Source organism: Pseudoxanthomonas sp. z9, from assembly GCF_006542425.1.
GTDB lineage: Bacteria > Pseudomonadota > Gammaproteobacteria > Xanthomonadales > Xanthomonadaceae > Pseudoxanthomonas_A.
On sequence record NZ_VFID01000015.1, the window covers coordinates 43,120 to 67,218 of the forward strand.

25 protein-coding genes are annotated in these 24,099 nt (G+C 62.9%); 17 read left to right on the plus strand and 8 right to left on the minus strand.

What is annotated here, in order from left to right; translation table 11 throughout:
• Positions 1-304 precede the first annotated feature (304 nt).
• Genes FG323_RS17840 through yhbY form a run of 3 tightly spaced genes read right to left on the minus strand, consistent with a single transcriptional unit; the run spans position 305 to position 1,630 of the window.
• Positions 305-916 carry a D-Ala-D-Ala carboxypeptidase family metallohydrolase gene (locus FG323_RS17840; protein ID WP_181444282.1) on the minus strand — a complete coding sequence of 204 codons (612 nt, stop codon included), beginning with the start codon at positions 914-916 and terminating at the stop codon, positions 305-307.
• A complete protein-coding gene (locus tag FG323_RS17845; RefSeq protein WP_141456072.1) occupies positions 913-1,296 on the minus strand; it encodes an Mth938-like domain-containing protein in 384 nt (127 codons plus the stop codon). Before FG323_RS17845 ends, FG323_RS17840 begins: the two co-directional genes overlap by 4 nt.
• A 28-nt stretch (positions 1,297-1,324) precedes the next feature.
• Positions 1,325-1,630, minus strand: a complete 306-nt coding sequence (yhbY, locus tag FG323_RS17850) for a ribosome assembly RNA-binding protein YhbY (RefSeq protein ID WP_141456073.1) — start codon at positions 1,628-1,630, stop codon at positions 1,325-1,327.
• A 99-nt stretch (positions 1,631-1,729) separates the two neighbouring features.
• Between yhbY and rlmE the strand changes: the two genes are divergently transcribed.
• From rlmE to FG323_RS17900, 11 genes are all read left to right on the plus strand, one after another.
• A complete protein-coding gene (gene rlmE / locus FG323_RS17855) occupies positions 1,730-2,362 on the plus strand; it encodes a 23S rRNA (uridine(2552)-2'-O)-methyltransferase RlmE (RefSeq protein ID WP_141456074.1) in 633 nt (210 codons plus the stop codon).
• 49 nt (positions 2,363-2,411) lie between these two features.
• Positions 2,412-4,337 (plus strand): ATP-dependent zinc metalloprotease FtsH, encoded by a 1,926-nt coding sequence (ftsH, locus tag FG323_RS17860; protein WP_181444286.1) that lies wholly within the window; start codon positions 2,412-2,414, stop codon positions 4,335-4,337.
• 104 nt (positions 4,338-4,441) lie between these two features.
• The gene (locus FG323_RS19755) at positions 4,442-4,612 is read left to right on the plus strand and encodes a hypothetical protein (RefSeq protein ID WP_181444283.1); all 171 of its coding nucleotides are present in this window, start codon (positions 4,442-4,444) and stop codon (positions 4,610-4,612) included.
• Entirely contained in the window at positions 4,612-5,511 is a 900-nt protein-coding gene (gene folP, locus FG323_RS17865) for a dihydropteroate synthase (protein WP_141456076.1), read from the plus strand. Before FG323_RS19755 ends, folP begins: the two co-directional genes overlap by 1 nt.
• A 249-nt stretch (positions 5,512-5,760) precedes the next feature.
• Positions 5,761-6,717 (plus strand): tRNA (adenosine(37)-N6)-dimethylallyltransferase MiaA, encoded by a 957-nt coding sequence (gene miaA, locus FG323_RS17870; protein WP_141456077.1) that lies wholly within the window; start codon positions 5,761-5,763, stop codon positions 6,715-6,717.
• A gap of 117 nt (positions 6,718-6,834) precedes the next feature.
• Complete coding sequence (gene hfq / locus FG323_RS17875; RefSeq protein ID WP_141456078.1) at positions 6,835-7,116, plus strand: RNA chaperone Hfq; 282 nt, start codon at positions 6,835-6,837, stop codon at positions 7,114-7,116.
• 119 nt (positions 7,117-7,235) lie between these two features.
• Positions 7,236-8,537 (plus strand): ribosome rescue GTPase HflX, encoded by a 1,302-nt coding sequence (gene hflX / locus FG323_RS17880; protein ID WP_141456079.1) that lies wholly within the window; start codon positions 7,236-7,238, stop codon positions 8,535-8,537.
• 558 nt (positions 8,538-9,095) lie between these two features.
• Positions 9,096-10,232, plus strand: a complete 1,137-nt coding sequence (gene hflK / locus FG323_RS17885; RefSeq protein ID WP_141456080.1) for an FtsH protease activity modulator HflK — start codon at positions 9,096-9,098, stop codon at positions 10,230-10,232.
• Positions 10,229-11,092 (plus strand): protease modulator HflC, encoded by an 864-nt coding sequence (locus tag FG323_RS17890; RefSeq protein WP_141456081.1) that lies wholly within the window; start codon positions 10,229-10,231, stop codon positions 11,090-11,092. Before hflK ends, FG323_RS17890 begins: the two co-directional genes overlap by 4 nt.
• Before the next feature lie 178 nt (positions 11,093-11,270).
• On the plus strand, positions 11,271-11,456 hold the full coding sequence (locus FG323_RS17895) for a DUF2065 family protein (RefSeq protein WP_141456082.1): 186 nt from the start codon (positions 11,271-11,273) through the stop codon (positions 11,454-11,456).
• A gap of 391 nt (positions 11,457-11,847) precedes the next feature.
• Complete coding sequence (locus FG323_RS17900) at positions 11,848-13,140, plus strand: adenylosuccinate synthase (protein WP_141456083.1); 1,293 nt, start codon at positions 11,848-11,850, stop codon at positions 13,138-13,140.
• A gap of 364 nt (positions 13,141-13,504) precedes the next feature.
• Here FG323_RS17900 and FG323_RS17905 read toward each other — a convergent pair whose 3' ends face one another.
• Positions 13,505-14,341 carry a hypothetical protein gene (locus FG323_RS17905; RefSeq protein WP_141456084.1) on the minus strand — a complete coding sequence of 279 codons (837 nt, stop codon included), beginning with the start codon at positions 14,339-14,341 and terminating at the stop codon, positions 13,505-13,507.
• A gap of 138 nt (positions 14,342-14,479) precedes the next feature.
• Between FG323_RS17905 and FG323_RS17910 the strand changes: the two genes are divergently transcribed.
• Positions 14,480-14,920 carry a very short patch repair endonuclease gene (locus FG323_RS17910; RefSeq protein ID WP_181444284.1) on the plus strand — a complete coding sequence of 147 codons (441 nt, stop codon included), beginning with the start codon at positions 14,480-14,482 and terminating at the stop codon, positions 14,918-14,920.
• 2 nt (positions 14,921-14,922) lie between these two features.
• On the opposite strand, the gene dcm is transcribed toward FG323_RS17910, so the two are convergent.
• Positions 14,923-16,437, minus strand: a complete 1,515-nt coding sequence (gene dcm, locus FG323_RS17915; RefSeq protein WP_141456085.1) for a DNA (cytosine-5-)-methyltransferase — start codon at positions 16,435-16,437, stop codon at positions 14,923-14,925.
• A 279-nt stretch (positions 16,438-16,716) separates the two neighbouring features.
• On the opposite strand from dcm, the gene FG323_RS17920 reads away from it, so the two are divergent.
• From FG323_RS17920 to FG323_RS17940, 5 genes are all read left to right on the plus strand, one after another.
• On the plus strand, positions 16,717-16,977 hold the full coding sequence (locus FG323_RS17920) for a hypothetical protein (protein ID WP_141456086.1): 261 nt from the start codon (positions 16,717-16,719) through the stop codon (positions 16,975-16,977).
• Positions 16,952-18,910 carry a hypothetical protein gene (locus FG323_RS17925; protein WP_141456087.1) on the plus strand — a complete coding sequence of 653 codons (1,959 nt, stop codon included), beginning with the start codon at positions 16,952-16,954 and terminating at the stop codon, positions 18,908-18,910. Before FG323_RS17920 ends, FG323_RS17925 begins: the two co-directional genes overlap by 26 nt.
• Positions 18,885-19,628 (plus strand): hypothetical protein, encoded by a 744-nt coding sequence (locus FG323_RS17930; protein WP_141456088.1) that lies wholly within the window; start codon positions 18,885-18,887, stop codon positions 19,626-19,628. Before FG323_RS17925 ends, FG323_RS17930 begins: the two co-directional genes overlap by 26 nt.
• On the plus strand, positions 19,625-20,356 hold the full coding sequence (locus tag FG323_RS17935) for a hypothetical protein (RefSeq protein ID WP_141456089.1): 732 nt from the start codon (positions 19,625-19,627) through the stop codon (positions 20,354-20,356). Before FG323_RS17930 ends, FG323_RS17935 begins: the two co-directional genes overlap by 4 nt.
• 409 nt (positions 20,357-20,765) lie before the next feature.
• Positions 20,766-21,035: a hypothetical protein gene (locus FG323_RS17940; protein ID WP_141456090.1), complete on the plus strand. Its 270-nt coding sequence runs from the start codon at positions 20,766-20,768 to the stop codon at positions 21,033-21,035.
• 155 nt (positions 21,036-21,190) lie between these two features.
• Here FG323_RS17940 and FG323_RS17945 read toward each other — a convergent pair whose 3' ends face one another.
• The 3 genes from FG323_RS17945 to FG323_RS19760 all read right to left on the minus strand — a co-directional run.
• Entirely contained in the window at positions 21,191-23,026 is a 1,836-nt protein-coding gene (locus FG323_RS17945) for a hypothetical protein (protein ID WP_141456091.1), read from the minus strand.
• A gap of 50 nt (positions 23,027-23,076) precedes the next feature.
• The gene (locus FG323_RS17950) at positions 23,077-23,601 is read right to left on the minus strand and encodes a DUF5675 family protein (protein ID WP_141456092.1); all 525 of its coding nucleotides are present in this window, start codon (positions 23,599-23,601) and stop codon (positions 23,077-23,079) included.
• Between the two features lie 61 nt (positions 23,602-23,662).
• Positions 23,663-24,099: hypothetical protein (locus FG323_RS19760; RefSeq protein ID WP_181444285.1), on the minus strand; the 437-nt coding region annotated here is incomplete at its 5' end.

A 24,099-nucleotide genomic window follows, 5' to 3' on the forward strand; every position in this document is an offset into this window, starting at 1 on the left:
ACCATGACCTCTCCTGTGGGAGCGACGTCAGTCGCGATGCCTTGCGCGGAAACCACTCGGGTCGCGACTTACGTCGCTCCTACAATGGTGGGTTCATGCCAGGCCTTCCACGCGCCTGGGTCAAGCCCTGTAGGAGCGACGTAAGTCGCGACCGGAAATCATCGGCACGCCGCAGGCCAGCGACTCACATCACGCCCACCACTGCGTATTGGGTCTACGCCACTCGCAATGACCCCTCCTGTGGGAGCGACGTCAGTCGCGATGCCTTGTGCGGAAACCCCTCGGGTCGCGACTTACGTCGCTCCTACAGGGAATGTGGCGATTGCATGCACAGCGAGGTGCGCCGGGTGTGATCGTTGCCCCAGGTGCGGAAGCCCGCCGTATCGATGTGGATGTGTCCGGCGGAGTAGAAACCCAGGCCCATCCGCAAGGCAGGTCCATGCCGCCGCCAGTAACCGCACAGGCGTTCGGGTGTCACCGCAGGATCTAGATCAAGATCAAGCGCGCGGTTGCGCAGATGCTGGCTGCGCGTGCTGCCGCCGGAACAGGCGTTGGTGTGCGCGTCGCGCCAGCCGGAGCGGATGCGCCGGCCATCCACCAGCCCTTCCGCCTGGAGTTGCCGCAGCAACCGCAGGGTCGGCAGGATCCCGGCCCATTCGGCCAGGGGGGGCACGGCGAATTCAGCGGCCCCGCACCGTTGCCAACGCCGCGAGGTCCGCAGCAGCGACGACAACGGCGCGACATCGGCCACGCCTTGTGACGCCAGCCAGGCTTGATAGCGTCCGGCCTCGCCGGCGTGATCACGGTGCCAGCGGGCGAAGCGCTGTTCGGCGGTTTCCGGGGAAAACAGGGTGCGCTGGCAGGCGGCCAGCAGAATGAGCGACAGCAGCGCGATCAGCGCCCGCCGCCGGTTCACGCGGCCGGGGTGTCCAGCAGGAACCCGGCCACCACCCGGCGCGATTCGCTGGCCAGCACGTTGAAGGTGCGGGCGGCGGCGGCATTGGTCATCACCTCGATACCCACGCCGCGGGTCAGGCCGGCGGCCATGACCGCGGCCGGCGGGAAGATCTGGCGGTCACCGGTCCCCAGCAGGATGACCTCCGGCTGCAATGCCAGCAGGGGGGTGAGGTCCTCGGGCGTCAGCGAGGCGACGTCGCGCGGGCCCCAGTCCTCGCGCAACTCCGACGGCGACAGCACGAAGCTGGCGGTCAGCACGCGATCGTTGACCTTGGCGCTGCGGCCGTCGGCCGCGCGCAGGGTGTAGGCGTAATCGGGGAGTTCGTGGCTCAGTTGCATGGGAGGCGACTCGGAGCCGGGCAGGCCGTCAGGCCCGCGGCAGGACAATCTGGCGGCGTTCCTTGCTGGGGCGGTACAGCACGGCGGTGTGGCCGATGCGCTGGACCAGCGCCGCGCCGGTCTGCTCCGCCAGCTCGGCGATCATCGCGTCGCGGGCCTCGCGGTCTTCACCCGCCACCTTCACCTTGATCAGCTCATGGTGTTCCAGCGCGCCGTCCAGTTCGGCGATGAACGCCGGGGTGACTCCCTTGCCGCCAATCTGCAGCAGCGCTTTCAGGTCATGGGCCTGGCCACGCAGGAAACGGGTCTGGGCGGAGGTCAGAACGACGGGCATGCACAAATCAGGGTGGGAAAGGGTGTTCAGGGTATCATGGCGGCCTTTCCCGCCGCCGTTCCGCCCGCTGTCGCAAGGCCGGCGGAGATTGACGCCCTCATGGCCACACGCAGCAAAAGCAGCCAACGCTGGCTCCGCGAGCACTTTTCCGACCCCTACGTGAAGAAGGCGCAGGCCGAGGGCATGCGCTCGCGCGCCGCCTACAAGCTGGAAGAACTGCTGGAACGCGATCGCCTGCTCAAGCCGGGCATGGTGGTGGTCGACCTGGGGGCCGCCCCGGGCGGCTGGTCCCAGTTCGTCCGCCAGGCCATGGGCGACAACGGCCGGGTGGTGGCGATGGACATCCTGGACATGCCGCCGCTGGCCGGGGTCGAGTTCCTTCATGGAGACTTCAGGGAACAGACCGTGTTATCCCAGCTGGAGTCCATGCTGGACGGCCAGCCGGTGGACCTTGTGCTGTCCGATATGGCCCCCAATAAGAGTGGTGTGGACGCGGTGGACCAGCCGCGGGCGATGTACCTGGCCGAGTTGGCGATGGAGTTCGCCGATGGCCACCTCAAGCCCGGCGGTGCGTTCCTGATCAAGTTGTTCCAGGGCACCGGTTTCGACGACTACGTCAAGGAACTGAGGCGCCGGTACGACAAGGTGGTCATCCGCAAGCCGGACGCCTCGCGCAAGCGGTCGCCGGAAGTCTATGCGCTGGGGCAGGGCAAGCGTGCCCGGATGAAGTAAGGTGGCTTAACGTGGATATCGTGAAAGAGGAACGGCGGGGCCGATGAGGATGAACGACTTGACCAAGAATCTGCTGCTGTGGGTAGTCGTCGCCGTCGTGTTGATGGTGGTGTTCCAGAGCTTTTCGCCGAAGATGGGCGCGGGTGCCGGCGGTGGCGAAGTCACCTATTCCGAGTTCCTGCGCGAGGTCGACAACGGCCGCGTGTCCTCGGTGCGCTTCACCAAGGACGGCAACCTGACCACCAACGCCATCGAATACAAGCGCGCCGACGGCCAGACCGGCACGGTCTACGGCCCGGCCGACGATGAACTGGTCAACCAGTTGGTCCGCAAGAACGTCACCATCACCCGCGATGCGCCGGAATCGGGCATCAGCCTGGGCGTGATCCTGCTGAACTTCCTGCCGGTCCTGCTGATCATCGGCTTCTGGATTTTCATGATGCGGCAGATGCAGGGCGGCGGTGGCGCCAAGGGCGCCATGAGCTTCGGCAAGTCGCGCGCCAAACTGCAGGGCGAGGACCAGGTGAAGATCACCTTCGCTGACGTCGCCGGTTGCGACGAGGCCAAGGAGGAAGTCGGCGAGCTGGTCGAGTTCCTGCGTGATCCGGGCAAGTTCCAGAAGCTGGGCGGCAAGATTCCGCGCGGCGTGCTGATGGTTGGCCCGCCCGGCACCGGCAAGACCCTGCTGGCCAAGGCCATCGCCGGCGAAGCCCGCGTGCCGTTCTTCAGCATTTCCGGTTCCGACTTCGTCGAGATGTTCGTCGGCGTCGGCGCCAGCCGCGTGCGCGACATGTTCGAGCAGGCCAAGAAGCACGCGCCGTGCATCATCTTCATCGACGAAATCGACGCGGTCGGCCGCCATCGCGGCGCCGGCCTCGGCGGTGGCCATGACGAGCGCGAGCAGACCCTGAACCAGTTGCTGGTCGAGATGGACGGCTTCGAGGGAGGCGAGGGCGTGATCGTCATCGCCGCCACCAACCGTCCGGACGTGCTGGATCCGGCGCTACTGCGCCCGGGCCGCTTCGACCGCCAGGTGGTGGTCGGCCTGCCCGACGTGAAGGGCCGCGAGCAGATCCTGCGCGTGCATATGCGCAAGCTGCCGCTGGCCGACGATGTCGAGCCGATGGTGATCGCCCGCGGTACCCCTGGCTTCAGCGGTGCCGACCTGGCCAACCTGGCGAACGAGGCCGCGCTGTTCGCTGCCCGCGAGAACGCCAAGGAAGTGCGCATGGATCACTTCGACCGCGCGCGCGACAAGATCTTGATGGGCACCGAGCGCCGCTCGCTGGCCATGAGCGAGGACGAGAAGACCCTCACCGCCTACCACGAGGCCGGTCATGCCATCGTCGGCCGGCTGGTGCCGGAGCACGATCCGGTCTACAAGGTCACCATTATCCCGCGCGGCCGCGCGCTGGGCGTGACCATGTACCTGCCGGAAGGTGACAAGTACAGCCTCAACCGCGTCGCCATCGAGTCGCAGCTGTGCTCGCTGTACGGTGGCCGCGTGGCCGAGGAACTGATCTTCGGTGCCGACAAGGTCACCACCGGTGCCTCCAACGACATCGAGCGCGCCACCAAGATGGCCCGCAACATGGTCACCAAGTGGGGCCTGAGCGACGAGATGGGCCCGATCGCCTACGGCGAGGAAGAGGACGAAGTCTTCCTGGGCCGCTCGGTCACCCAGCACAAGAATGTCTCCAACGAGACCGCGCGCCGCATCGACGAGGTCGTCCGGGCCATCCTGGATCGCGCCTACCTGCGTACCAAGGGCATCCTGACCGAAAACCTCGACAAGCTGCATTCGATGTCCCAGTTGCTGCTGCAGTACGAGACCATCGATGCGCCGCAGATCGACGCCATCATGGAAGGCCGCGAGCCGCCGCCGCCGGCCGGCTGGGGCAAGTCGGGCAAGGACGGCGACAAGCCGGAATCGCGCCCGCTGCCGCCGCTGGGCGGTCCGGCCGCCCAGACCTGAGTCGGGCGCTCATTCGGAAGGTCACGAAAGACGGCTTCGGCCGTCTTTTGTTTTGCGTGGATAATGGGCCGTATCGGGCGGCCCGCCGCGCGCAGGAGTCCTTCATGAAGAACTTCAAGACCAACCCCGGCGTGGCCATCGCGCTGGGCATCGCCATCGGCGCCGCCGTCGGTGTGGCCACCGGCAACCTGGCCCTGTGGCTGGCGCTGGGCGTGGCGATTGGCGGGGGACTGTCCGCCGCGGCTGCTTCCCGCAAACCCAAGGATCCCGATTGATGTTCGACACCACTCCGCAACTCGACTGCGCCGGCCGCATCCTCAAGCTTGATCGCCCGCGGGTGATGGGCATCGTCAACGTCACCCCGGATTCGTTCTCCGATGGCGGCGCGCACGACACCCTGGAGGCGGCGGTCGCCCACGGTCTGAAGCTGACGGAGGAGGGTGCGGATATCCTCGACATCGGCGGTGAATCGACCCGCCCCGGCGCCGCGGATGTTTCCGTGGAAGAAGAACTGCGGCGGGTGGTGCCGGTGATCGAACGGCTGGCGAAGGAAACCACGCTGCCGATCAGCATCGACACCTTCAAGCCGGAAGTGATGCGCGCGGCGGTGCAGGCCGGCGCCGGCATGATCAACGACATCTACGGCCTGCGTCGCGAAGGCGCGCTCGAAGCCGCCGCCGCGCTCGGCGTGCCGGTGGTGCTGATGCACATGCAGGGCGAACCGCGCACCATGCAGGAGGCACCGGACTACGACGACGTGGTCGGCGAGGTCCATCGCTTCCTGGCCGAGCGCATCTTCGCCGCGGAGATGGCCGGCATCGCCAAGAAGAACCTCCTCGTCGATCCCGGTTTCGGCTTCGGCAAGAACACTCAACACAACCTCGCGTTGCTGGCACAACTGGAGCGCTTCGTCGAACTGGGTGTGCCGGTGCTGGCCGGGCTGTCGCGCAAGCGTTCGCTGGGTGAGCTCACCGGGCGTGATGTCGCCAGCGAGCGCGTCGCCGCATCGGTCGCCGCACACCTGATTGCCGCCCAGCGCGGCGCGGCGATCGTGCGCGTACACGATGTAGCCGCCACGGTGGATGCGCTCAAGGTGTGGAATGCGGTGGCTGCGGTGCCGCAACCGCGCGCCAAATCCGCGGCGCCGACGATTCGCTGGCCGGATGAGGATTGAGTGGCCTGGCAAATCGCCTCCGTCCCCAAGAGTGCGTAGCCCCCTTGACCAGCCTTCGGCTGTTGAGAAGCACTTGAAAAAGGGGGGGGCACCTGCGAAGCAGGTGACGGGGATTGACCAGCCATTCGGCTGTTGAAAAGCGCTTGCTCTTGGCGCCAAAAGCAAATCCCCCTCAATCCCCCTTTTTCAAAGGGGGAGGCAAAAGCCCAACCTCCTTCAGTCCCCAATCCCCAATCCCCAACCACCCCCATGCCCGCCGACACCCGCCCCCTCGCCATTGCCCTGATGGGCCCGACCGCCTCGGGCAAGACGGCGCTGGCGATGGAGTGGGCCGAGCGCTGCAATGGCGAAATCATCAGCATCGATTCGGCGCTGGTGTATCGCGGGCTGGATATTGGCGCGGCCAAGCCGGATGCGGTGATGCAGGCGCAGGTGCGGCATCACCTGATCGACGTGCGGGATCCGTGGCAGACCTATTCGGCGGCCGAATTCGCCGCGGACGCGCGCGCTGCGCTGGCCGACATCGCCACACGCGGCAGGCTGCCGATTCTGGCGGGTGGGACCGGGCTGTATTTCCGTGCGCTGCTGGAAGGGCTGGCGCCGATGCCGGAAGCCGACCCGGACACCCGCGCCACGCTGGCCGCCGAAGCCGCCGAACGTGGCTGGCCAGCCCTGCATGCCGAGCTGGCCCGGGTCGATCCCGAGGCGGCCGCGCGCATCCACGCCACCGATCCCCAACGCATCCAGCGTGCGCTGGAGGTCTACCGGCTCAGCGGCAAGCCGATCAGCCAATGGCAGCTTGAACCCGGGCCGCCGCGCCTGCCGTTCCGCGTGCTCAAACTGGTGCTGGCGCCGGCCGAGCGTGCCGTGCTGCATGCGCGCATCGAACAGCGCTTCGACGCCATGCTGGCCGAGGGCTTCCTGGACGAGGTCCGTCGGCTGCGCGCGCTGCCGCAAATGCAGGCCGTGGCCGCGCCACTGGACCTGCCGGCGGTGCGCGCGGTGGGCTACCGCCAGGCCTGGGAACACCTGGACGGCGCCGTCTCCGCCACCGAATTCCGCGACCGCGCCATCTACGCCACCCGCCAGCTCGCCAAGCGCCAATTGACCTGGCTGCGGGGCGAACTGGATGCCCGCTGGTTCGACCCCGGGCGCGACCAGGCCGCCTTGGAGCGGGCCCGGCAGCAATTTCTGGGCGCCCCGTAGCTGGTCAAACCGCCCCGGTTGTGTAACATCGGGGGCCGGGCCGCCAGGGGATACAAGCGCGCGGACCCGGAAACACCACAATTATTCCTATAAGCAACACTTCGGGAGTTCGCCACAATGTCCAAGGGGCAATCCTTGCAGGATCCTTTCCTGAACGCTCTGCGCCGCGAGCGGGTGCCGGTTTCGGTCTACCTGGTCAACGGCATCAAGCTGCAGGGCACCATCGAATCGTTCGACCAGTTCGTGGTCCTGCTGCGCAACACGGTCAGCCAGATGGTCTACAAGCACGCCATTTCCACCGTGGTGCCGGCGCGCAACGTGCGCGTGGGACCGGGTGGCGGCTACGTGCAGTCCAATGAGGGCGGCGCGGCGGGCGAAGAAGAAGAAGACACCGAGTAAACACCCGGGGAACCGGTGGAGATTCCAGGGTGAAATCGGGGGCGACCGCCCCCATGTGATGGGATCCGGGCGCCTGGCGCGACCGGATCCTCCCTGAAATCGAGTCCAAACCGCTTTCCATGTTCGAACGTTCCCGCAAAGGCGAACACGCCCTCCTGATCCAGCCCCACGCTGGCGGCCCGCCGGATGATGGCGCCGCCGAGGAATTCACCGATCTGGCCCGCTCCGCCGGCGCCAGCATCGCGGCGTTGCTCACCGCCCGCATCGATCGGCCCAATCCGTCCACCCTGATCGGCAGCGGCAAGCTGGAAGAGGTCAAGGCCGCGGCCGAAGCCACCGGCGCGGATCTGGTACTGGTCAACTATCCGCTTTCGCCCGGCCAGGAGCGCAACCTGGAGAAATTCCTGGAACGCCGCGTGCTGGATCGCACCGGCCTGATCCTGGACATCTTCGCCCAGCGCGCCCGCAGCCACGAAGGCAAGCTGCAGGTGGAACTGGCCCAGCTCAAGCACATGGCCACCCGGCTGGTGCGCGGCTGGACCCACTTGGAGCGCCAGCGCGGTGGTTCCATCGGCCTGCGCGGCCCGGGTGAAACCCAGCTGGAAACCGACCGCCGCCTGCTGCAGAAGCGGGTGGAGCAGTTGCAGAAGCGGCTGGAAAAAGTCGAAGTGCAGCGCACCCAGATGCGCCGCGCCCGCGTGCGCAGCGAACTGCCGCGCGTGGCCCTGGTCGGCTACACCAACGCCGGCAAATCCACCCTGTTCAATACGCTGACCGGCGCGGAGGCCTACGCCGCCGACCAGCTGTTCGCCACCCTGGATCCCACCGTGCGCCGCATCGAACTGCCTGGCGGCGGCGTGGTGCTCGCCGACACCGTCGGCTTCGTCCGCGATCTGCCACACGAACTGGTCGCCGCGTTCCGCTCCACCCTGTCCGAGGCGCGCGAGGCGGATCTGCTGCTGCACGTCATCGACGCCGCGGATCCGCTGCGCGAGGAACGCATCACCCAGGTCGATGAAGTGTTGCAGGCGATTGGCGCGGGCGACATTCCGCAGTTGCTGGTGTTCAACAAGATCGATCGCATCGAAGGCGCCGAACCGCGCCACGACCAGCCCAACGAAGGCCACGAGCGCGTGTGGATTTCCGCGCGCGACGGCGCAGGGCTGGATGTGCTGAAGGAAGCGCTGGCACAGAAACTCGGGCTGGAACGGATCATCGGCACCGTGCACCTGGGCGAGCGTTCGGCGCGACTGCGTTCCCGCCTGCACGCGCTCGGCGCGGTGCGCGGCGAACGCCACGACGAAACCGGCTGGCACCTGGACCTGGACATGGCCCTGGCCGACGCGCGCCGGCTGGCCGCCGAAGCCGGCGGCCACGCCCTGGAAACCCTGCTCCCCGAACCCGTCGAAGACACCTTCTGACCACCCACCCTGTGCGTTGTGGGAGCGACGTGAGTCGCGACCGCAATCCCACCGACGTGACGAAACCTCCAGTGGTCTTCCAACTTCCCGGTCGCGACTCACGTCGCTCCCACAGGGAGCTCGTGTGTGGGAGCGACGTCAGTCGCGACGTGGTCTTGGGTCGCCGGCAGGGCAACCCGCAGGCGGCCATTTTTCCGGTCGCGACTTATGTCGCTCCCACACAGGTAGGGAGCGCGCAAGAGGCTCTTGTGGGAGCGACGTCAGTCGCGACGTGGTCTTGGGCCGCCGGCGGGGCAACCCGCAGGCGGCCATTTTTCCGGTCGCGACTTATGTCGCTCCCACACAGATAGGGAGCACGCGAGGGGCTCATGCGGGAGCGACGCCAGTCGCGACCGGAAACCCGCCCACCCCGCAAAAACACCCCGCCTCCCGCCACTCCCCGCCGAAAAACCGCCCGCCCCATGCCCTTCAGCCCTTGTCCGGCGGCCGGGCGGCCCTATCTTGTAGAATCGGAAACGCGTCGGTTTCGGCCCACGCATCATTGACGACGGAGTGGGCATGGCCTGGAACACCCCTGGAAGCGGCGGCTCTGGCAGCGGCGGCGGAAACGGCAACAACGACAACCGACGGGGCTGGAATCCCCGCGGCGGCAACAGTGGCGGCGGCGGCCTGGGCGATCTGCTGGATCGCCTGCGCGGTTCCTTCGACGGCAACGGCCCGCTGCGCTGGATCGGCGTGGCGCTGCTGCTGCTGGTCCTGTTCTCCAGCTTCCAGCTGATCGGCGAACAGCAGCGCGGCGTGGTCCTGCGCTTCGGCCAGTTCTCCCGCGTCATGCAGCCGGGACCCAACTTCAAGTGGCCGTGGCCGATTGAAAGCGTCACCAAGGTCAACGCCACCGAGATCAAGAACTTCAGCAACACCATGCCGGTGCTGACCCGCGACGAGAACATCGTCACCGTGTCGGTCAACGTGCAGTACCGCATCGCCGATCCGCGCCTGTACCTGTACGGCTCGCGCAACGCCGACGACGTGTTGCAGCAGGCCGCGCAGAGCGCCGTGCGCGAACAGGTGGGCCGCTCGGATCTGGACACCGTGCTCGGCGAGCGCGGCCCGCTGGGCAGCCAGGCCAAGGAGCGCCTGCAGGCCTCGCTGGACACTTACCGGACCGGCCTGGTCGTGACCGAACTCAACCTGCCCGACGCGCGTCCTCCGGAAGAAGTGAAGCCGGCCTTCGACGAGGTCAACTCGGCCCAGCAGATCAAGGACCGCCTGGTCAACGAAGCGCGCGCCTACGCCGCCCGCATCGTGCCCGAGGCACGCGGTACCGCGGCGCGTACCCGCACCGTGGCCGAAGGCTACAAGGCCGCCACCGTCGCCCGCGCCCAGGGTGACGCCGACCGTTTCAGCCTGCTCCAGGAGCAGTACAAGAACGCGCCGGACGTGACCCGCAAGCGCCTGTGGCTGGATACCGTCCAGCAGGTGCTGCAACAGAACAATCGCAAGGTCATCGGTGGCGACAGCCGCCAGCTGATCTACCTGCCGATGCCCGCGCAGACGGGCGCCGCCCCGGCGGCATCGTCCAGCGCCCCGGCGCCGGAAGTGGTGATGCCCGCCGTGGAAAGCAGCGCGACAACCCCGCTGCGCAGTGCCGAGCGTCCCGCGCGATCGGCCGGACGTGAGGAGAGTGGACGATGAGACTTCCCGCAATCGTGGCGCTGCTGGTCGCCATCGTGCTGGGCCTGATGGGCTCGGTGTACGTGGTCCGCGAGGATCAGACCGGCCTGGTGCTCAACCTGGGCCGCGTGGCCCGCGCCGACATCCCGCCCGGCCTGCACTTCAAGTGGCCGCTGGTGGAAACCGCGCGCGTGTTCGACCGCCGCTTCCAGGTGCTGGAAACCCAGCCCGAGCGCTACCTGACCTCCGAGCGCAAGGACGTCAGCATCGACTTCTTCGCCGTGGGCCACATCTCCGACGTGCGCGCGTTCTACCGCGCCACCGGCGGCGACGAAAAGCTGGTCAATGATCGCCTGGCGCCGATCATCACCGACTCGCTGCGCAACGAAATCAACGCCCGCACCCTGACCCAGCTGGTCTCCGGCGATCGCAACCAGATCGTCACCGCCCAGCTCAAGGCCATCAACGAGGGCGCCGCCACCCTGGGCATGCGCATCACCGACCTGCGCCTGAAGCAGATCGACCTGCCCACCGACAGCCAGGTCATCACCGACGTCTACGAGCGCATGCGCGCCCAGCGCAAGCAGGTCGCCAGCCAGTTGCGCGCCGAAGGCGAAGAGCAGGCCCGCACCATCAGCGCCCAGGCCGATCGCGACCAGGCCGTGCTGGTGGCCGAAGCCGAACGTGACGCCCAGCGCCTGCGCGGTGAAGGCGACGCCGAAGCCGCCCGCATCTACGCCGCCGCCGCCAACAAGGACCCCGCGTTCTTCGCCTTCCAGCGCAGCCTGGAGTCGTACAAGAAGTCCTTCGCCGACGGCAACAGCGTCATCGTCCTGGACAAGGACGATCCGTTCTTGCAGTACCTCAAGAGCGACCGCTGACGCGGTCGCTCCGGGAATCGGGAATGGGGAATCGAGAATCGGTTTTCCCATTCCCGGCCCGGACCGGGCGGTGAAACCGCCAAGCTCCTGAAACGGGAACAAGGCGGTCGCCCGCAAACGGCCCGTTCGTCAGCGGCCCACGATTCCCGATTCTCCATTTCCGATTCCCGGCCTCAAAATGCCCGATCTCTGGTCCGCCCTCTGCCTGGTCGCCGTCCTGGAAGGCCTGTTCCTGCTGGTCTCGCCGGGGCTGTGGAAGCGGATGGCCCTGCAACTGCTCAACCTGCCCGACGCCCAGATCCGCCAAGCCGGCGGCCTGGTCCTGATCATCGGTCTGACCCTGCTGTGGTGGCTGCGCCACTGAGGTGCCCGCAGCCCCTCTCCCCGTCCCCGTGGGCGTGTAGGAATGTGGGAGCGACGTCAGTCGCGATTCGCGATGCCCGGTCGCTCAACCGGCTCCGGAAGCCAGGTCGCCCATCGCGACTGACGTCGCTCCCACAAGAAACGGGGCAGGGACCCTTGGCCGGATTGCCCCCCATTCAGCCAATCGGGGTAGCCCCCTTCACCCAAAACCCGGATAATGCACAAAAGCCGGACGGGCGCTCGCCAGAGCCAACCCTCCGGCTTTTTCCGTGTCTGGGCACAGCGTAGTGGACCCCTCCCCGATGGAGACGGCCCGCATCGGTAACGCCGCGCCCGGTCCGGCCCATCCCGGCGGCCCCGATGGTCGCCAACAAGCGAAGGAGTTACCCGTCATGGGTCAGTCAGTCGTCGTTCTCGGCGCCCAATGGGGCGATGAAGGCAAAGGCAAAATCGTCGACCTGCTCACCGAGGAAATCGGTGCGGTCGTGCGCTTCCAGGGCGGCCACAATGCCGGCCACACCCTGGTCATCAACGGCAAGAAAACCGTCCTCCACCTGATTCCCTCTGGCATCCTGCGGCCCGACGCCCTGTGCCTGATCGGCAACGGCGTGGTCATCAGCCCGGCCGCCCTCCGCAAGGAAATCGAGGAACTGGAAACCAGCGGCGTGGACGTGCGCTCGCGCCTGAAGATTTCCCCGGCCGCCCCGCTGATCATGCCGTACCACATCGCCCTGGATCAGGCCCGCGAGAAGGCCGCCGGCGGCAAGGCTATCGGCACCACCGGCCGCGGCATCGGCCCCGCCTACGAAGACAAAGTGGCCCGCCGCGGCATCCGCATCGCCGACCTGCATTACCCCGACCAGCTGGCCGAAAAGCTGCGCGCCGCGCTGGACTACCACAACTTCGTCCTCACCAAGTATCTGGGCGTGGACGCGGTGGACTTCCAGCAGGTCTATGACGAAGCGCTGGCCTTCGGCGAATACGTCCAGCCCATGAAGTCCGACGTGGCCGGCATCCTGCACGACCTGCGCAAGCAGGGTAAGCGCGTGCTGTTCGAGGGCGCCCAGGGCGCCCTGCTGGACATCGACCACGGCACCTATCCCTACGTCACCAGCTCCAACACCACCGTCGGCGGCGCGCTGGCCGGCAGCGGCGTGGGCGCGGACGCCATCGACTACGTGCTGGGCATCGCCAAGGCCTACGCCACCCGCGTCGGCGGCGGCCCGTTCCCGACCGAACTGGACGACGAAGTGGGGCAGGGCATCCGCGACCGCGGCCAGGAATACGGCGCCTCCACCGGCCGTCCCCGCCGCTGCGGCTGGATCGACATCGTCGCCCTCAAGCGCGCCGTGGCCATCAACGGCATCACCGGCCTGTGCATCACCAAGCTGGACGTGCTGGACGGCATGGAAAAGCTGAAGATGTGCATCGCCTACCGCTACCGCGGCAAGGAAACCGAGTACGCCCCGCTGGACGCCCAGGGCTGGGAAGAATGCGAGCCGGTCTACCTGGAATTCCCCGGCTGGTCCGAAACCACCCACGGCATCACCGAATGGGACAAGCTGCCCCCGGCCGCCCGCGCCTACCTGCGCGCCCTGGAAGAACTGTCCGGCTGCCCGCTGGCCATCGTCTCCACCGGCCCGGACCGCGACCATACGATGACGTTGCAGGATCCGTTTGCTTGAAGTTGGTACAACGAGGCTGAAAAAAGGCCCCGCGTTTGCGGGGCCTTTTTAGTACTGGACAGCGGAATCCCTAGTGTCGCCATTCGGCAAGGAGCGGGCGCTTCACGCTCAAAATCTACCGGTGGCAAGACCATGAAGGTTTGAGCCCGCCTTAAGAGCCATAAAAGTAACTCGTCAAGTTTTGCGATCTTGCCCTTGTGTTACGCCTCGAACCATGGCCCGTAGGGCTGCTATGCGGCATCGCGGGTTACCTAGCGACCGCTCTCGGCCTGCAATGGCACCAGCGTAGCTTTGGCGCTGCCCCGTGGAAAAATTTGAAGGACGTAGTGCGGCGATGGGAAAGGCGTGGCGGTAGAAAACTTCACTAGCTTTCAAAGCTGTCAGATAACAGGAAATTCAAGAACCGATCAGGTTTTCTGGAGGGATAGGTGGACCAGTAATCTTCCATTGATGCAAATCCGGCAGGTATGTGAGTCCAGCCGCGATCTTCTGCAGTCGGCTCTATCTCTTGCAAGTAATCGGGAAGTTTGGGGAGGGGAGTCGGTTTGCCAAGATAGCTATAAAAGAGATAGTTGATCTGGCATTCGTCAAGGTTGCTGCGCAATTCGCGCCATCGATCTTCTTCACTGTATTCCTCATTGATCAGGTGCTCACATATCCAGCCGTGCACCTCCACTTCGGCGTCGTCAATCCCGCGACCCTCGGAGGAAAAGGTCTCATGCGTATAATACTGCTGTGGGTCGATATACTTCCCAAAGTCTACATAGGCGTCGTAGACGATCTCTAGCAAGCACAAGAAATGCTCCCTTGCCATCGACGCCAAGTCGTCAATCTCCAAGCCGGATTCTGTGTCCTTCCAAAATTTTACCGATCTTTCTCTATCTGATCGGATGCCGGAAACGGGATACATTCCTCCGTGAACATGATCGTTCCGTAAATCGAGGAATGTCTTGGCCAAAGAGTTCTCTTTTAGGTTGCTGCGATGCTGCTCATACCAATCTGAAAATCCTGGAATATGAAGAAATCGCTGAATGGCAAAAGTCACGCTTCGCGATGCGGAAAGATAGGCGCTGAGGTAGCAATTGAACTCGAATGCAGAGGACTTGAATAGGCGTGCCAGAAAGAATTCGGCTTCTGCCACCTTATGGTCGACAGCGTCCCAATTGTGATCAGAGTAAAAGCGGAAGTTAGGTTCAGTCATTTGCGGTCCCTATGAGCGCAATTCTCTATACTGTCGTACAGTCTGACCCAATTTTATCTCGATGACTGAGACTATCGATTCGCTAGAGATTTGGTGCCGGAGAGACCTAGTGCCGCGCTCATGAACTTGGTGACGAGAATGATTGATGTAGTCGCTCCAGAGATACGGTCCCGGATGATGGCTTCGATCAGAGGCCGGAATACCCGGCCGGAGATGCAGGTTCGCCGGCATCTTCATGCGCTGGGCTTCAGATATCGTCTGCATCGAAAAGACTTGCCAGGGAAGCCCGACATGGTTCTTCCAAGGCACCAGATGGTCATCTTCGTTCATGGCTGCTTCTGGCATGGCCATCGCGGGTGTCGGTTTGCAACAATTCCTGCTACCCGAACCGAGTTCTGGACAGTCAAGATTTCCACGAATCAAGCGCGCGATGCTGCCGCGGAATTTAAGCTTCGCCAGGCAGGTTGGCGTATTGCAACTGTCTGGGAGTGCGCCTTGCGGACCAGCCCCGATGAAGCGATGCGACGCTTGGTCAACTTCATCATCTCATCGGAACAGTCATTGGAAGTGGCGGCGTAAAATCATGGCTTCAGGTAGGAATACACAACGCCGGCGATTTGCTGCGCCATCCATGGCGGAACGGCGTTCCCGACCTGCTTGAATTGCGCGCCACGTGGACCTTCGAAGAAATAGTTGTCGGGGAAGGTCTGCAGACGAGCGGCTTCCCGGACGGACAGGCTGCGAAGTTGGCTGGGGTCGTAATGGATGAAATAGTGACCATCCTTGGAAAGGTGACTGGTCACCGTAGAGCTGGGGTTGTGGCGAACCTGTACCTTGAACCTGTCGATAAACTTCCCGCTTTCCCAGTTCTTGTGCTCGGGATACAGGGCGCGGGGAAATTCTTCCGATCCACGTGGCGAGCGGAGATGTACGTCTGCGAATGCAGATGCGAAAGCGTATCGCCTTAGGTCAGACACCATGTGTTCACGAACTTCATGGTTCAGAATGCCTTCTAGGCGGGAATCAATCAGCCAGGACCGAAGGTGCTCCGGCACGCTGTCTTCCGCGACCGGCTCCGGCGCCCATCGCCCTCCCAATCCCGGGTCACGCCTCCTTACGCTCTTTGAGAGTCGCTCGAGCTTGTCAGAGACTTCAGGATCCTTTGTCGCACGTCCTGCGCGCTCTAGCACTTCGCCGGCGAAATCGGGCCACGATTCGACATGGCGATCCGTGACACCGCTGCGACGCTTTGGCAACTGTCCAATTACGCTGGAAACGGATACGCGATGATCACTGGGCGCAAGGAACTTTCCCTGTCCCAAGAACAATTCGTTCAAGATTCCGAGCAGGATCACGCGATGGCGTGCCTGCGGAACACCGAGTGTTTCCGCACGGAGGACATAACTGCTTGGATCCAGGTGGGCTGCGTCGAGGCCATTCTTGGGCATGACCAGCGGTACAAGGCGATAGCGAGGGCCATTGCGTCCGGCAGGCTGCTCCAAGCCTTCCACGATTTCGGGAAAGACATAGGTTCCGTTGACCTTGGCCGAAAGAAGTCCCTTCACGTTCTCCATGATGAAAGCAGCTGGCCGATACTTGCTCACGAGCTTCAGATAGTGCTTATAGAGCACATATCTCTCGTCATCCTCCGGCCGATATCCAACGATTCCGCGATTACGGGCGCGTCCAACTAGGGAATACGCCTGACATGGCGGACCGCCAATCAACACCCATGGTTGGTCGGCCTTTGCGACTTCCTTGATTCGCTTATCGAGAATCGCATCATCCTCAGCCACTCCCAGCTTCAGTTGACGCGCTTCACTCCCCGCTGCATCCCATTGGGCTTTGGTTTTTTCGGTCCAAGGTTGATTGGCCCTTCCAGCAACATATTCGTAGTAGCTGTTCGGTACTTCTCTGGGCGGGAACTGACGAAAAAAAGCGCGCAGGCGAAGAGTCTTCGCCGCGTTCTTTTCCATTTCTGCCGAAATGGCGATGCGAAAAGGGAATTGCCGGGATGAGGGCTTCGGGAGAAAGGCGGAAAACCCTTCACCCAACCCGCCCGGGCCGGCAAAGATGTCGACGACCGGAATCTGCATGTTCGGAGCTGCGGAAACAATGAAATTTTTGACCAGACAGGTCTTGACTCCAGGATCGCACGAACCCTGGATTTGTCAATTCGCAAGTTTATGGAATGCTCCATGGCTTCCGCACAGCAGCCGCAGGGATCGGCTTGGGACTACGTATTGCTGTAGGGGTATGCCGACTGTAAACAAGGCAGAAATTTGGGTTGACAAGCAGCTATTTAGTCTTCAGTATCCTATAATTTGTATATGTAGCAGTTTTTCGTCTGTACATGTCCGTAATAAGCAGGATATATGCCAAAAACAACAAAGGGCCCGGCACAGGCCTCGGCGCGGCGAGATCCGCGTGAGCGGTTCGTCAGCTTGGCAAACAGCCGAGTGACAGCAGCCATCAACCAGATTCGTCTGGTAGGCAATCTGTCGAACCGAAAAAACTATGAATACACTGCTGAGGATGTGGCGAAAATAACGCGCACGCTCCAGCGTGAGCTCGATGAATTGAAGGCCAAGTTCAAGGGGGAGGAAAAAAATGGATCCAGCGTCTTCAGTCTCTGAGATAGAGCAGTTTCAATGGGAGTACATCAGACCAGGACTTGGGCGAACGGGTCGCAGCCAGACTGAGGACAACTTCGCCAAGGAGAACAGGGGATGGTATGCGATTCTTCTTCGCGAAGTTCTGCAGAACGCGCTGGATGCACGTATCTCGCCTGCCGATCCGGTTACGGTATCCTTGGCCTACCGAGAGTTTGATGCCGACGCCATCGAATGGATGGGGGCGCTGGTCACTGATGAGCACCTGATCCGGCTAAAGGAATCGATGCCGCATGTGGACGACAAGCCCGCGGCGGTGAAATCGTGTCTGGTCATCGAGGATTTTGGTACCTGCGGCCTGACAGGTGTCTTGGACGACCCGGAATTAGATGGCAGGGGACAAAACTGGAACGCGTTCTGGTTCCGCGAGGGTGAGGGTGGAAAGGAGAACGCCGCAGGCAATGGTGGCGCTGGGCAAGGCAAGATCACCTACTTCAGCACTAGTGCCATTCGAACCATCTTCGCCTATACCGTGCGATCAGATACGAGTGACGAAGCGTTGATGGGAGCGTGCTCCTTCCTTAGGGACTACAGTCATGGAGGTCAGCGGTGGAAACGCGATGCCTATTGGGGGCGCACGAAAGGCGAGCACGAGGATCGCATCGTCTTGCCCGCGCAGGATCGTGACGTCATTGATTCATTTCGCACATCTTTGAAACTAAAGCGCAACCCAGAACAGGCCGGATTATCACTAGCAATTCCGTCGCCAAAGGAGTTTGATAAACAAGTTGCAAAGCAGATCGTTATTGCCGAGTTCTTCGTCCCACTTCTTCGTGGAGACTTGATTGTAGAGTTTGACGATCAGACTATCGGGAAGGATAACGTCGAGGAGCTTGCTGGAAAATTCCTTTCCGACGAGCGCGCACGGGAACTTCATACCTGCATGACCGCAGGCTACCGCAAGTTCCTCTCGGATTCCTTGGCAAACTCAAGCAGTAGTAACGTTGTCACAACCAGGCCGATCGCCAAGGTTGCGGACATTGCCGAGGTCATATTCGATCCCGAAGTGCTTGAGGATCTTCGGGAGAAGATAGAGAACGAAAAGACTGTCTCTATCCGGTTGCCGGTCTCGGTCAAGCCTAAGAAGGAGGCCGCCGTCTACTGTAGTTTTGACGTCCATCTCGCATGTCCCTTCGATCTCGAACGACCCGAACAGGCAATCATTCGGCGCGATTTGCTGATTGGCGAGGAGCCCATTGGAGGAGGAAAGTTGCGCCAAAAGGCGCGCGGTCTCACGCTCATCGGGAATGATGCTCTGTCAAAACTTCTACTCGCCGCAGAGGAGCCGACCCATTTGCGATGGAATGCGAGTCGTCCGCGTGTGAATGAGTACTTCAAATCTGGGCGAGATACGGTAGCTCTTGTACGCAACGCAATGGCTAGGCTCCTCGATGTTTTGACGGGCGGAGAACAGAAGCGGGATTTCAGGCTGTTGTCGAAGTATTTCTCTGCACCAGGATTCGATTCTCCTATGCCCACCAAAGGCAATAGGAAAGGCAAAGACATACCGCCGCCGCCGACCAATCTGCCGCCTCCCAAGCCCAAGCTGCTTGCTCTTGAGGCCCTGGACGATGGCTGCCGAATCAAGCCGGCTAAGGCGGGGGCCTTGACCGCCGACAACATTCCTTTGGATGTGACGGTGGAGTTTGCCTACGAAGGATTGGAAAAGGATGCGTTCAATGAATACGATCCATTCGACTTCGATCTGGCAGACAGCGCATTTGCCGTGGCGCCCGTAAATTGCGTTGTGAACGAGAGGTCACTTAATCGATTGAGTTTTACGGTTATCAGCTCTGATTTCGAACTGAAATTGAACGGGTTCGACAGGAACTTGCGTCTCCGGATGCGTTTGAGTTACGAGGAGAAGTCCGATGCCGCGACTGTCGACACTGAGTAATCCGACAGGACTTGTTGAGCTGGATCGACTACGAGTTGGGATAGCGCTAGATGAAGGCGGAAAACGACCTGCATTTAGTCTATTGAAGCTCGATCTGTCGGAACTTTCCTTGTCATCCCCGCTAAATGTGGTCGTTATCGCTCGAAGGGGAAATAGCGAAGAGCGAGTTGAGCTTGGGCCAGTATCCGAGTGGAAGAAGGGCTATCAGGAACTTTCCGAGATCGGAAGCGATGGTTCTTGGGAGTTCCGTGTTTTGCTGGTGCGGCCGGGCTCTCCGAAGCTGATCGCCGTCGCCGAACGAGTGCGGCCCGAAGGTCAGGGTGACAGCTCCAGTTTTATCGGGCTTGAACCTGCGGATCTTGGACAGAGGCCTTGGGAGATTGCTATCCAGGAAGCAGAGGGGCGTGCCGTCATCCGCTTCAATAAAGAGATCTATCTTTCTTCGGGCGCGGTGGAGGCTGATTCGTTCTTCATTGGAATGATTCTTCCCGAGGCTATCCGGCGAGTAGCCGAGTTTGTTTCAACCCGCCCGGGAGTTATGGAAGAGGTATGGGGGCCGTTCAAGCATTGGCTCGCGTTACATGGCATTACGGACGAGCCAGGAGAAACTGAGGACCAGCAGAGCGAATGGTGCAACCAAATAATCGCAGCTTTCTGCAATCGTTTTGAGTTCGCGAACAGGCTCAAGGATTTGAGGAGCAAGGGGGATGACGAATGAGCATCAGGAGACTCACGGAGAAGGGAAGGCAGGAATACCGCGATTGGCTGGCCACTCGCAAGATAGGTGATGTGCCCCCCAAAGAGCTTCTTGAGGGCGATGCCCAAACGGAAGCTGCGCTTGGAGTCGAGATCGATACGGGCAAGAAATTTGCTGGCCGGTATGAATTCGGCGAATACGTCGTCGGGGTTTTCTCGGAGATTGATGCGAAGGCGATATTAAGCCAGGAATGGGATGGGCTATGGGATTGGTTGACTGTCTTGTATTTTGATCAATTTGGGCGGAAGGACAGCAAGTCGTGGCACTACACGGTCACGCGACGCGGGCATTCCGGCTCGCTCGCCTATCGGCACCTTGCCAGAACTGCGTACGAGATGTACTTGCGGCACGGGGTGTCATCGCGAGTCATGCTTGCGGTTCCAATGGATACTTGGGGAGACATGTCCGAGCAATTGACCTCTCGGCAGAAAGTCGCCTATCACCGTGGCTACATTCAGGCCGCCAATGCGCTTTACATGTCTGGTGGCAAGCTTCGTCGGGGCGCGGCTGGCCGAGTCAAGCCGCATGCAAAGCGCAAGCCTGGTGATACTGGAGGTAAAGGGGGGGGCGCACGACTTGCGCTAGCCGTTCAAAGACTTTCACGAACCTATGACACCCATCCGCTTCAACTGGACGGACTGTTGGGCCTTCTACCGAAGGAATTTGCTGGATTTATGCCTTCTGCTTGAAGTTGGAACAGTGTCTGCCTACGGGGCAAAGTTGAATCGGATTTGTTTTCCTGAATTCCATGTAGAAAAATTCTTGGCATCGCCTGCGCGGAAGCTTTGGGGCGATAGCAGAAGCAGCATGAGAAGCCGCTCAATGTGCGTTGACACCACCCACCCCAGCCCCTAAACATTGCTCCCGGAGCCTCGAAACTCCTCACTAAGCGGTACCCACCTCCGAAACACTGGTGGGTTTTTTATGCCCGAACTCACGTTCGGGCATAATTTCCCGTCGCAGGCTTCCTGTGTCGGGAGGGCGGCTAATACAGCACCCCACAAGGGGAATACGCCCGCCGTCTTAGTGCGGTTTCGAGCCTCCCGACATCCCGCCTGCGCCTGCAGGCGGGCCTCTGTACTGCAAGGGAGCAATGCCATGGGCGACGACCGCCATCACTCTCACTCGAACCGCCATCCCCCGCGCGAAAAGAAGCGCACCGGCTACCTGCTGACCCAGGACGCCTACCACCTGCTGTACGGCCTGCGCGAACGCGTCCGCCTGACCACCACCTTGGCCCGCTCACGCAGCGAACTGTCCAATCGCTACGAACCCACCCCGCCGGTGGGCGACTGGGCCTACATCCTGGAAAAGTGGACGGAAGAGCTGGACTTCGTGGTGAAGAACACCACCTGGCAGCCACGCTAGCCGCGATACGGTGACCGGGCGGCGGAGCCGCCCGGTTGTTTGGGAGGGAACCCGGGAGTGATGTGGCAACTGGCGGGACGATGTGAGACCCGCGGATGAAAGATGTAGTGCTCCCTTGGGCAAGCCATGGAGTCGGTCTGGCCTCCCTGGGTGGACTAACACCACGGAAAGCACACCCGCTTGCCTCCGATGGAGCCGATCTGGAGGGGGCGAGGGCTGGGCAGGAGTTGCCCGGGGTTGTTGAAAACGGAACTGGCGCCTCCCCAGAGTTGGGAGGGATTTCGAACGAAGGAATTGTTGCCGCCCCAAATCTGGGTGGGATTGCGGATAAAGGAGTTGTCGCCTCCCCAGATCTGGTCCGGATTGTTGATGATGGAATTCGGTCCGCCGGCAACCTGTCGCAGATTGCGCATGACCCAGCCGTTGCGGCCGACCAAGTCGTTGTTGTCACCAAAGCAGCCCTTTCCCCCGATGCCGTCGGTCAGGCATTTGGTCAGCTCACGGGCGGTCAGGCGCGAGGCGATGCAGCCGGCCGCGGCGTAGGGTTGGCCTCCCGTGGATACCACGCATTGCACGGCGATCTGCTGTTCGGGGTTGAGTTGCAGATTGAACATGTTGGCGCCGGCGCATACACCCATCTGGGTGACATCGCCCTGGGACTGGGCGGCGCAACGCAGGGCTACTTGCTGCTCACGGCTCAATTTCCCGCCTACCAGCGGTGCCGCCGCGCACCCGGCAAAATCACCGGCATCGCCACCGGCCTGGGCGGCGCAGTTCAATAGCGCTTGTTCCCGTTGTCCCAATCGGCTTCCGATCAGGGCGCGACCCGCACACGCAGCGAAGGTGTCGCGATCGCCGTCGGATTCCAGCGCGCACTTGGCGACGATGCGCTGATCATTGGAGAACTTGATGCCCGCATTGGGTGCCGCGCAGGTGGCGAAATCCACCGCCGAGCCAGCCGACAGCGCGCAATCGATCACCTGTTTCTGTCCGTGGGCGAGGAAGTTTCCGGCGGCGCAGGAGATGAAGTCGCCATCATCCCCCGCGGCCTGGGAGGCGCAATCCAGGATGGCTTCTTCCTCATCCGTCAGTGAGCGTTGGAGATACTTCCCCCCAGCGCAACGCGCGAAATCGTCGGCATCGCCCTCTGCTTCCATCGCACAGCCTGCGAGTTTGCGCTGGTCGTCGGACAAACGCATGCCGAGGTTGGGTGCGGCGCAGCGGGCAAATCCCGGCGTGCCGGAATTGGAAACCGCGCAATCCAGTACCGCCTGAAGATTCTTGGGGAGTACGACTTCCTGGCCGGTGCACGCCGCAAACGCCATCACGTCCAGGCGGGTTCGGCGGGCGCATTCGGCGGCGCGTTGCTCGGGGCGCGGAAGGTGGGACGGCACCGCGAAACCCGCCGGGATCGGTGCCATGCCCGCACGGTCGAGACTCATCTGCGCCATCAGGTTGCAGGGCATCGGTCCCATCGGTCCAGCGCAAGTGGGGCCGACGGCGGTATTGGCGACCAGTTGTGCCTGTTGCGGATTGAACTGCTGGAAGGGCAAGGTCCCCGTCTGGTTCTGCAACAGATACAGGCGCACGGCCTCGCAGGGGCCGGGGCCGAGTGGGCCAGCGCAGATCGGGCCGACGCCCGGGACGTTGTTGATCACGGTCAGTGGGATGGTCTGATTGGCGACCTGCTGGGTCGCGATATACACCTGTACGTCCCGGCAACGTCCCGGACCCAGCGGACCGGCGCAGATGGGGCCGGCCGCGGGGTCTTGATGGAGTACCTGCACGGGAACCCGGTCGGCGGCCATCTGGATCATCAGATAGCGTCGCACCGCCTCGCAGGGACCCGGACCGAGCGGGCCGGCGCAGATCGGACCTTGTACGGGGTCATTGCCGATGACTTGCGGCATCGGCACGGGTTGCGCGAGGCCGTGCAAAGGACATCCGACCAGGACAAGCAGGGTGATCATCCACCACGAAGCACGGCTCATATGCATTTCCCCTTTGGCGTGTTTCAGGCAAGCGGCACGCGTGCCGCGTGTCAGTCCTTGATGACGACCCGGATGTCCAGCGGCTGCGAAGACACGCCATTGCCGCTGGCATTCGCCATGGCCTGCGCAAGCCGTGCCATCGCCGGTTTCGATTGTTTCAGGGCGCAGGTGCCGTCGGTCGAGGTGATATCGGTGCCGATCAGCACGCAGCCCACGGTGTGCCGCGGGTAGTTGCCCACGTGCAACTGGATGTTCTCGCGGTCGGGAACGCCGATGAGTTCGACACGCCAGCCGAGGTCGCCGTCCGCCCGAATCCTGGCGGCGTAGCTGCCGGCCGGTACACGGCTGATCTTCTGTTCGTTGTTTCGCCAGGGCAGTTCGAGCGTCCGGGCTACTTCAGTGCCGGCAATGCTCAGCGAACCTCCGACCTCGCCGTGGTTGCAGGAGACGTTGCGCTGGATGACCAGGGTGAACGGCTGCGCCGCCACCGCAACCGAGCCTGGAAGGACGAAGCAGAGCACCAGCAACCATGGAAAACGAATGGCGAGGGCGTGACGCATGATCAGGATCTCCATCGATGAGGCGGGGGACCGGAAGGCACAGACCCCGTTCGACCGGCCCGGAAGATTGGTTGGATCAGGTGCGTGAGCGAAATCCGGTCAGGAAGGTAATCAGCGCCGCCCCCATTGCCGCGGCCACGAAGGCCATCGCGAACGGCACCAGGGTGCCGACCAGGTTGCGGGGCGTGGGCAGCCAGTCGGGGAGTTTCATGCCGGCGTAGAGCATGGCGGTGATGCCGACACCGACAATGATGCCGATCAGCCAGTCGAACAGCAGGCGCGTGCGCAGCTTGCCGCCGCGGTTGCGGGCATAGACGAAAAGGGTGGCGCCCAGCATGGCGCCGATGAGGGTCGCCATCAGGAACAGCAGGGGCGTTGCGTAGCGCACCTTGACCGGCGCGGCGACATAGGGGCCACCGACCACCTTCAACTCGCCCTGGCCCAGGCCGGTGGAGCGCAGGCGGGTGGTCGCCACGCCGGTGGGGCCGACCGTTAGCGAGGTGGCATCCAGCG

Excerpts from the sequence above, each read along its gene's own strand:
- FG323_RS17940 (WP_141456090.1), top strand. The coding sequence starts at position 20,766 with ATGGGCGACGACCGCCATCACTCTCACTCGAACCGCCATCCCCCGCGC.
- hflX (WP_141456079.1), top strand. The coding sequence starts at position 7,236 with ATGTTCGAACGTTCCCGCAAAGGCGAACACGCCCTCCTGATCCAGCCC.
- FG323_RS17845 (WP_141456072.1), bottom strand. The coding sequence starts at position 1,296 with ATGCAACTGAGCCACGAACTCCCCGATTACGCCTACACCCTGCGCGCG.
- rlmE (WP_141456074.1), top strand. The coding sequence starts at position 1,730 with ATGGCCACACGCAGCAAAAGCAGCCAACGCTGGCTCCGCGAGCACTTT.
- FG323_RS17925 (WP_141456087.1), top strand. The coding sequence starts at position 16,952 with ATGGATCCAGCGTCTTCAGTCTCTGAGATAGAGCAGTTTCAATGGGAG.
- FG323_RS17920 (WP_141456086.1), top strand. The coding sequence starts at position 16,717 with ATGCCAAAAACAACAAAGGGCCCGGCACAGGCCTCGGCGCGGCGAGAT.
- dcm (WP_141456085.1), bottom strand. The coding sequence starts at position 16,437 with ATGCAGATTCCGGTCGTCGACATCTTTGCCGGCCCGGGCGGGTTGGGT.
- FG323_RS17895 (WP_141456082.1), top strand. The coding sequence starts at position 11,271 with ATGCCCGATCTCTGGTCCGCCCTCTGCCTGGTCGCCGTCCTGGAAGGC.
- FG323_RS17900 (WP_141456083.1), top strand. The coding sequence starts at position 11,848 with ATGGGTCAGTCAGTCGTCGTTCTCGGCGCCCAATGGGGCGATGAAGGC.
- FG323_RS17930 (WP_141456088.1), top strand. The coding sequence starts at position 18,885 with ATGCCGCGACTGTCGACACTGAGTAATCCGACAGGACTTGTTGAGCTG.
- FG323_RS17945 (WP_141456091.1), bottom strand. The coding sequence starts at position 23,026 with ATGAGCCGTGCTTCGTGGTGGATGATCACCCTGCTTGTCCTGGTCGGA.
- yhbY (WP_141456073.1), bottom strand. The coding sequence starts at position 1,630 with ATGCCCGTCGTTCTGACCTCCGCCCAGACCCGTTTCCTGCGTGGCCAG.
- FG323_RS17950 (WP_141456092.1), bottom strand. The coding sequence starts at position 23,601 with ATGGAGATCCTGATCATGCGTCACGCCCTCGCCATTCGTTTTCCATGG.
- hfq (WP_141456078.1), top strand. The coding sequence starts at position 6,835 with ATGTCCAAGGGGCAATCCTTGCAGGATCCTTTCCTGAACGCTCTGCGC.
- FG323_RS19755 (WP_181444283.1), top strand. The coding sequence starts at position 4,442 with ATGAAGAACTTCAAGACCAACCCCGGCGTGGCCATCGCGCTGGGCATC.
- hflK (WP_141456080.1), top strand. The coding sequence starts at position 9,096 with ATGGCCTGGAACACCCCTGGAAGCGGCGGCTCTGGCAGCGGCGGCGGA.
- FG323_RS17935 (WP_141456089.1), top strand. The coding sequence starts at position 19,625 with ATGAGCATCAGGAGACTCACGGAGAAGGGAAGGCAGGAATACCGCGAT.
- FG323_RS17905 (WP_141456084.1), bottom strand. The coding sequence starts at position 14,341 with ATGACTGAACCTAACTTCCGCTTTTACTCTGATCACAATTGGGACGCT.
- folP (WP_141456076.1), top strand. The coding sequence starts at position 4,612 with ATGTTCGACACCACTCCGCAACTCGACTGCGCCGGCCGCATCCTCAAG.
- FG323_RS17910 (WP_181444284.1), top strand. The coding sequence starts at position 14,480 with ATGATTGATGTAGTCGCTCCAGAGATACGGTCCCGGATGATGGCTTCG.
- miaA (WP_141456077.1), top strand. The coding sequence starts at position 5,761 with ATGCCCGCCGACACCCGCCCCCTCGCCATTGCCCTGATGGGCCCGACC.
- FG323_RS17890 (WP_141456081.1), top strand. The coding sequence starts at position 10,229 with ATGAGACTTCCCGCAATCGTGGCGCTGCTGGTCGCCATCGTGCTGGGC.
- ftsH (WP_181444286.1), top strand. The coding sequence starts at position 2,412 with ATGAACGACTTGACCAAGAATCTGCTGCTGTGGGTAGTCGTCGCCGTC.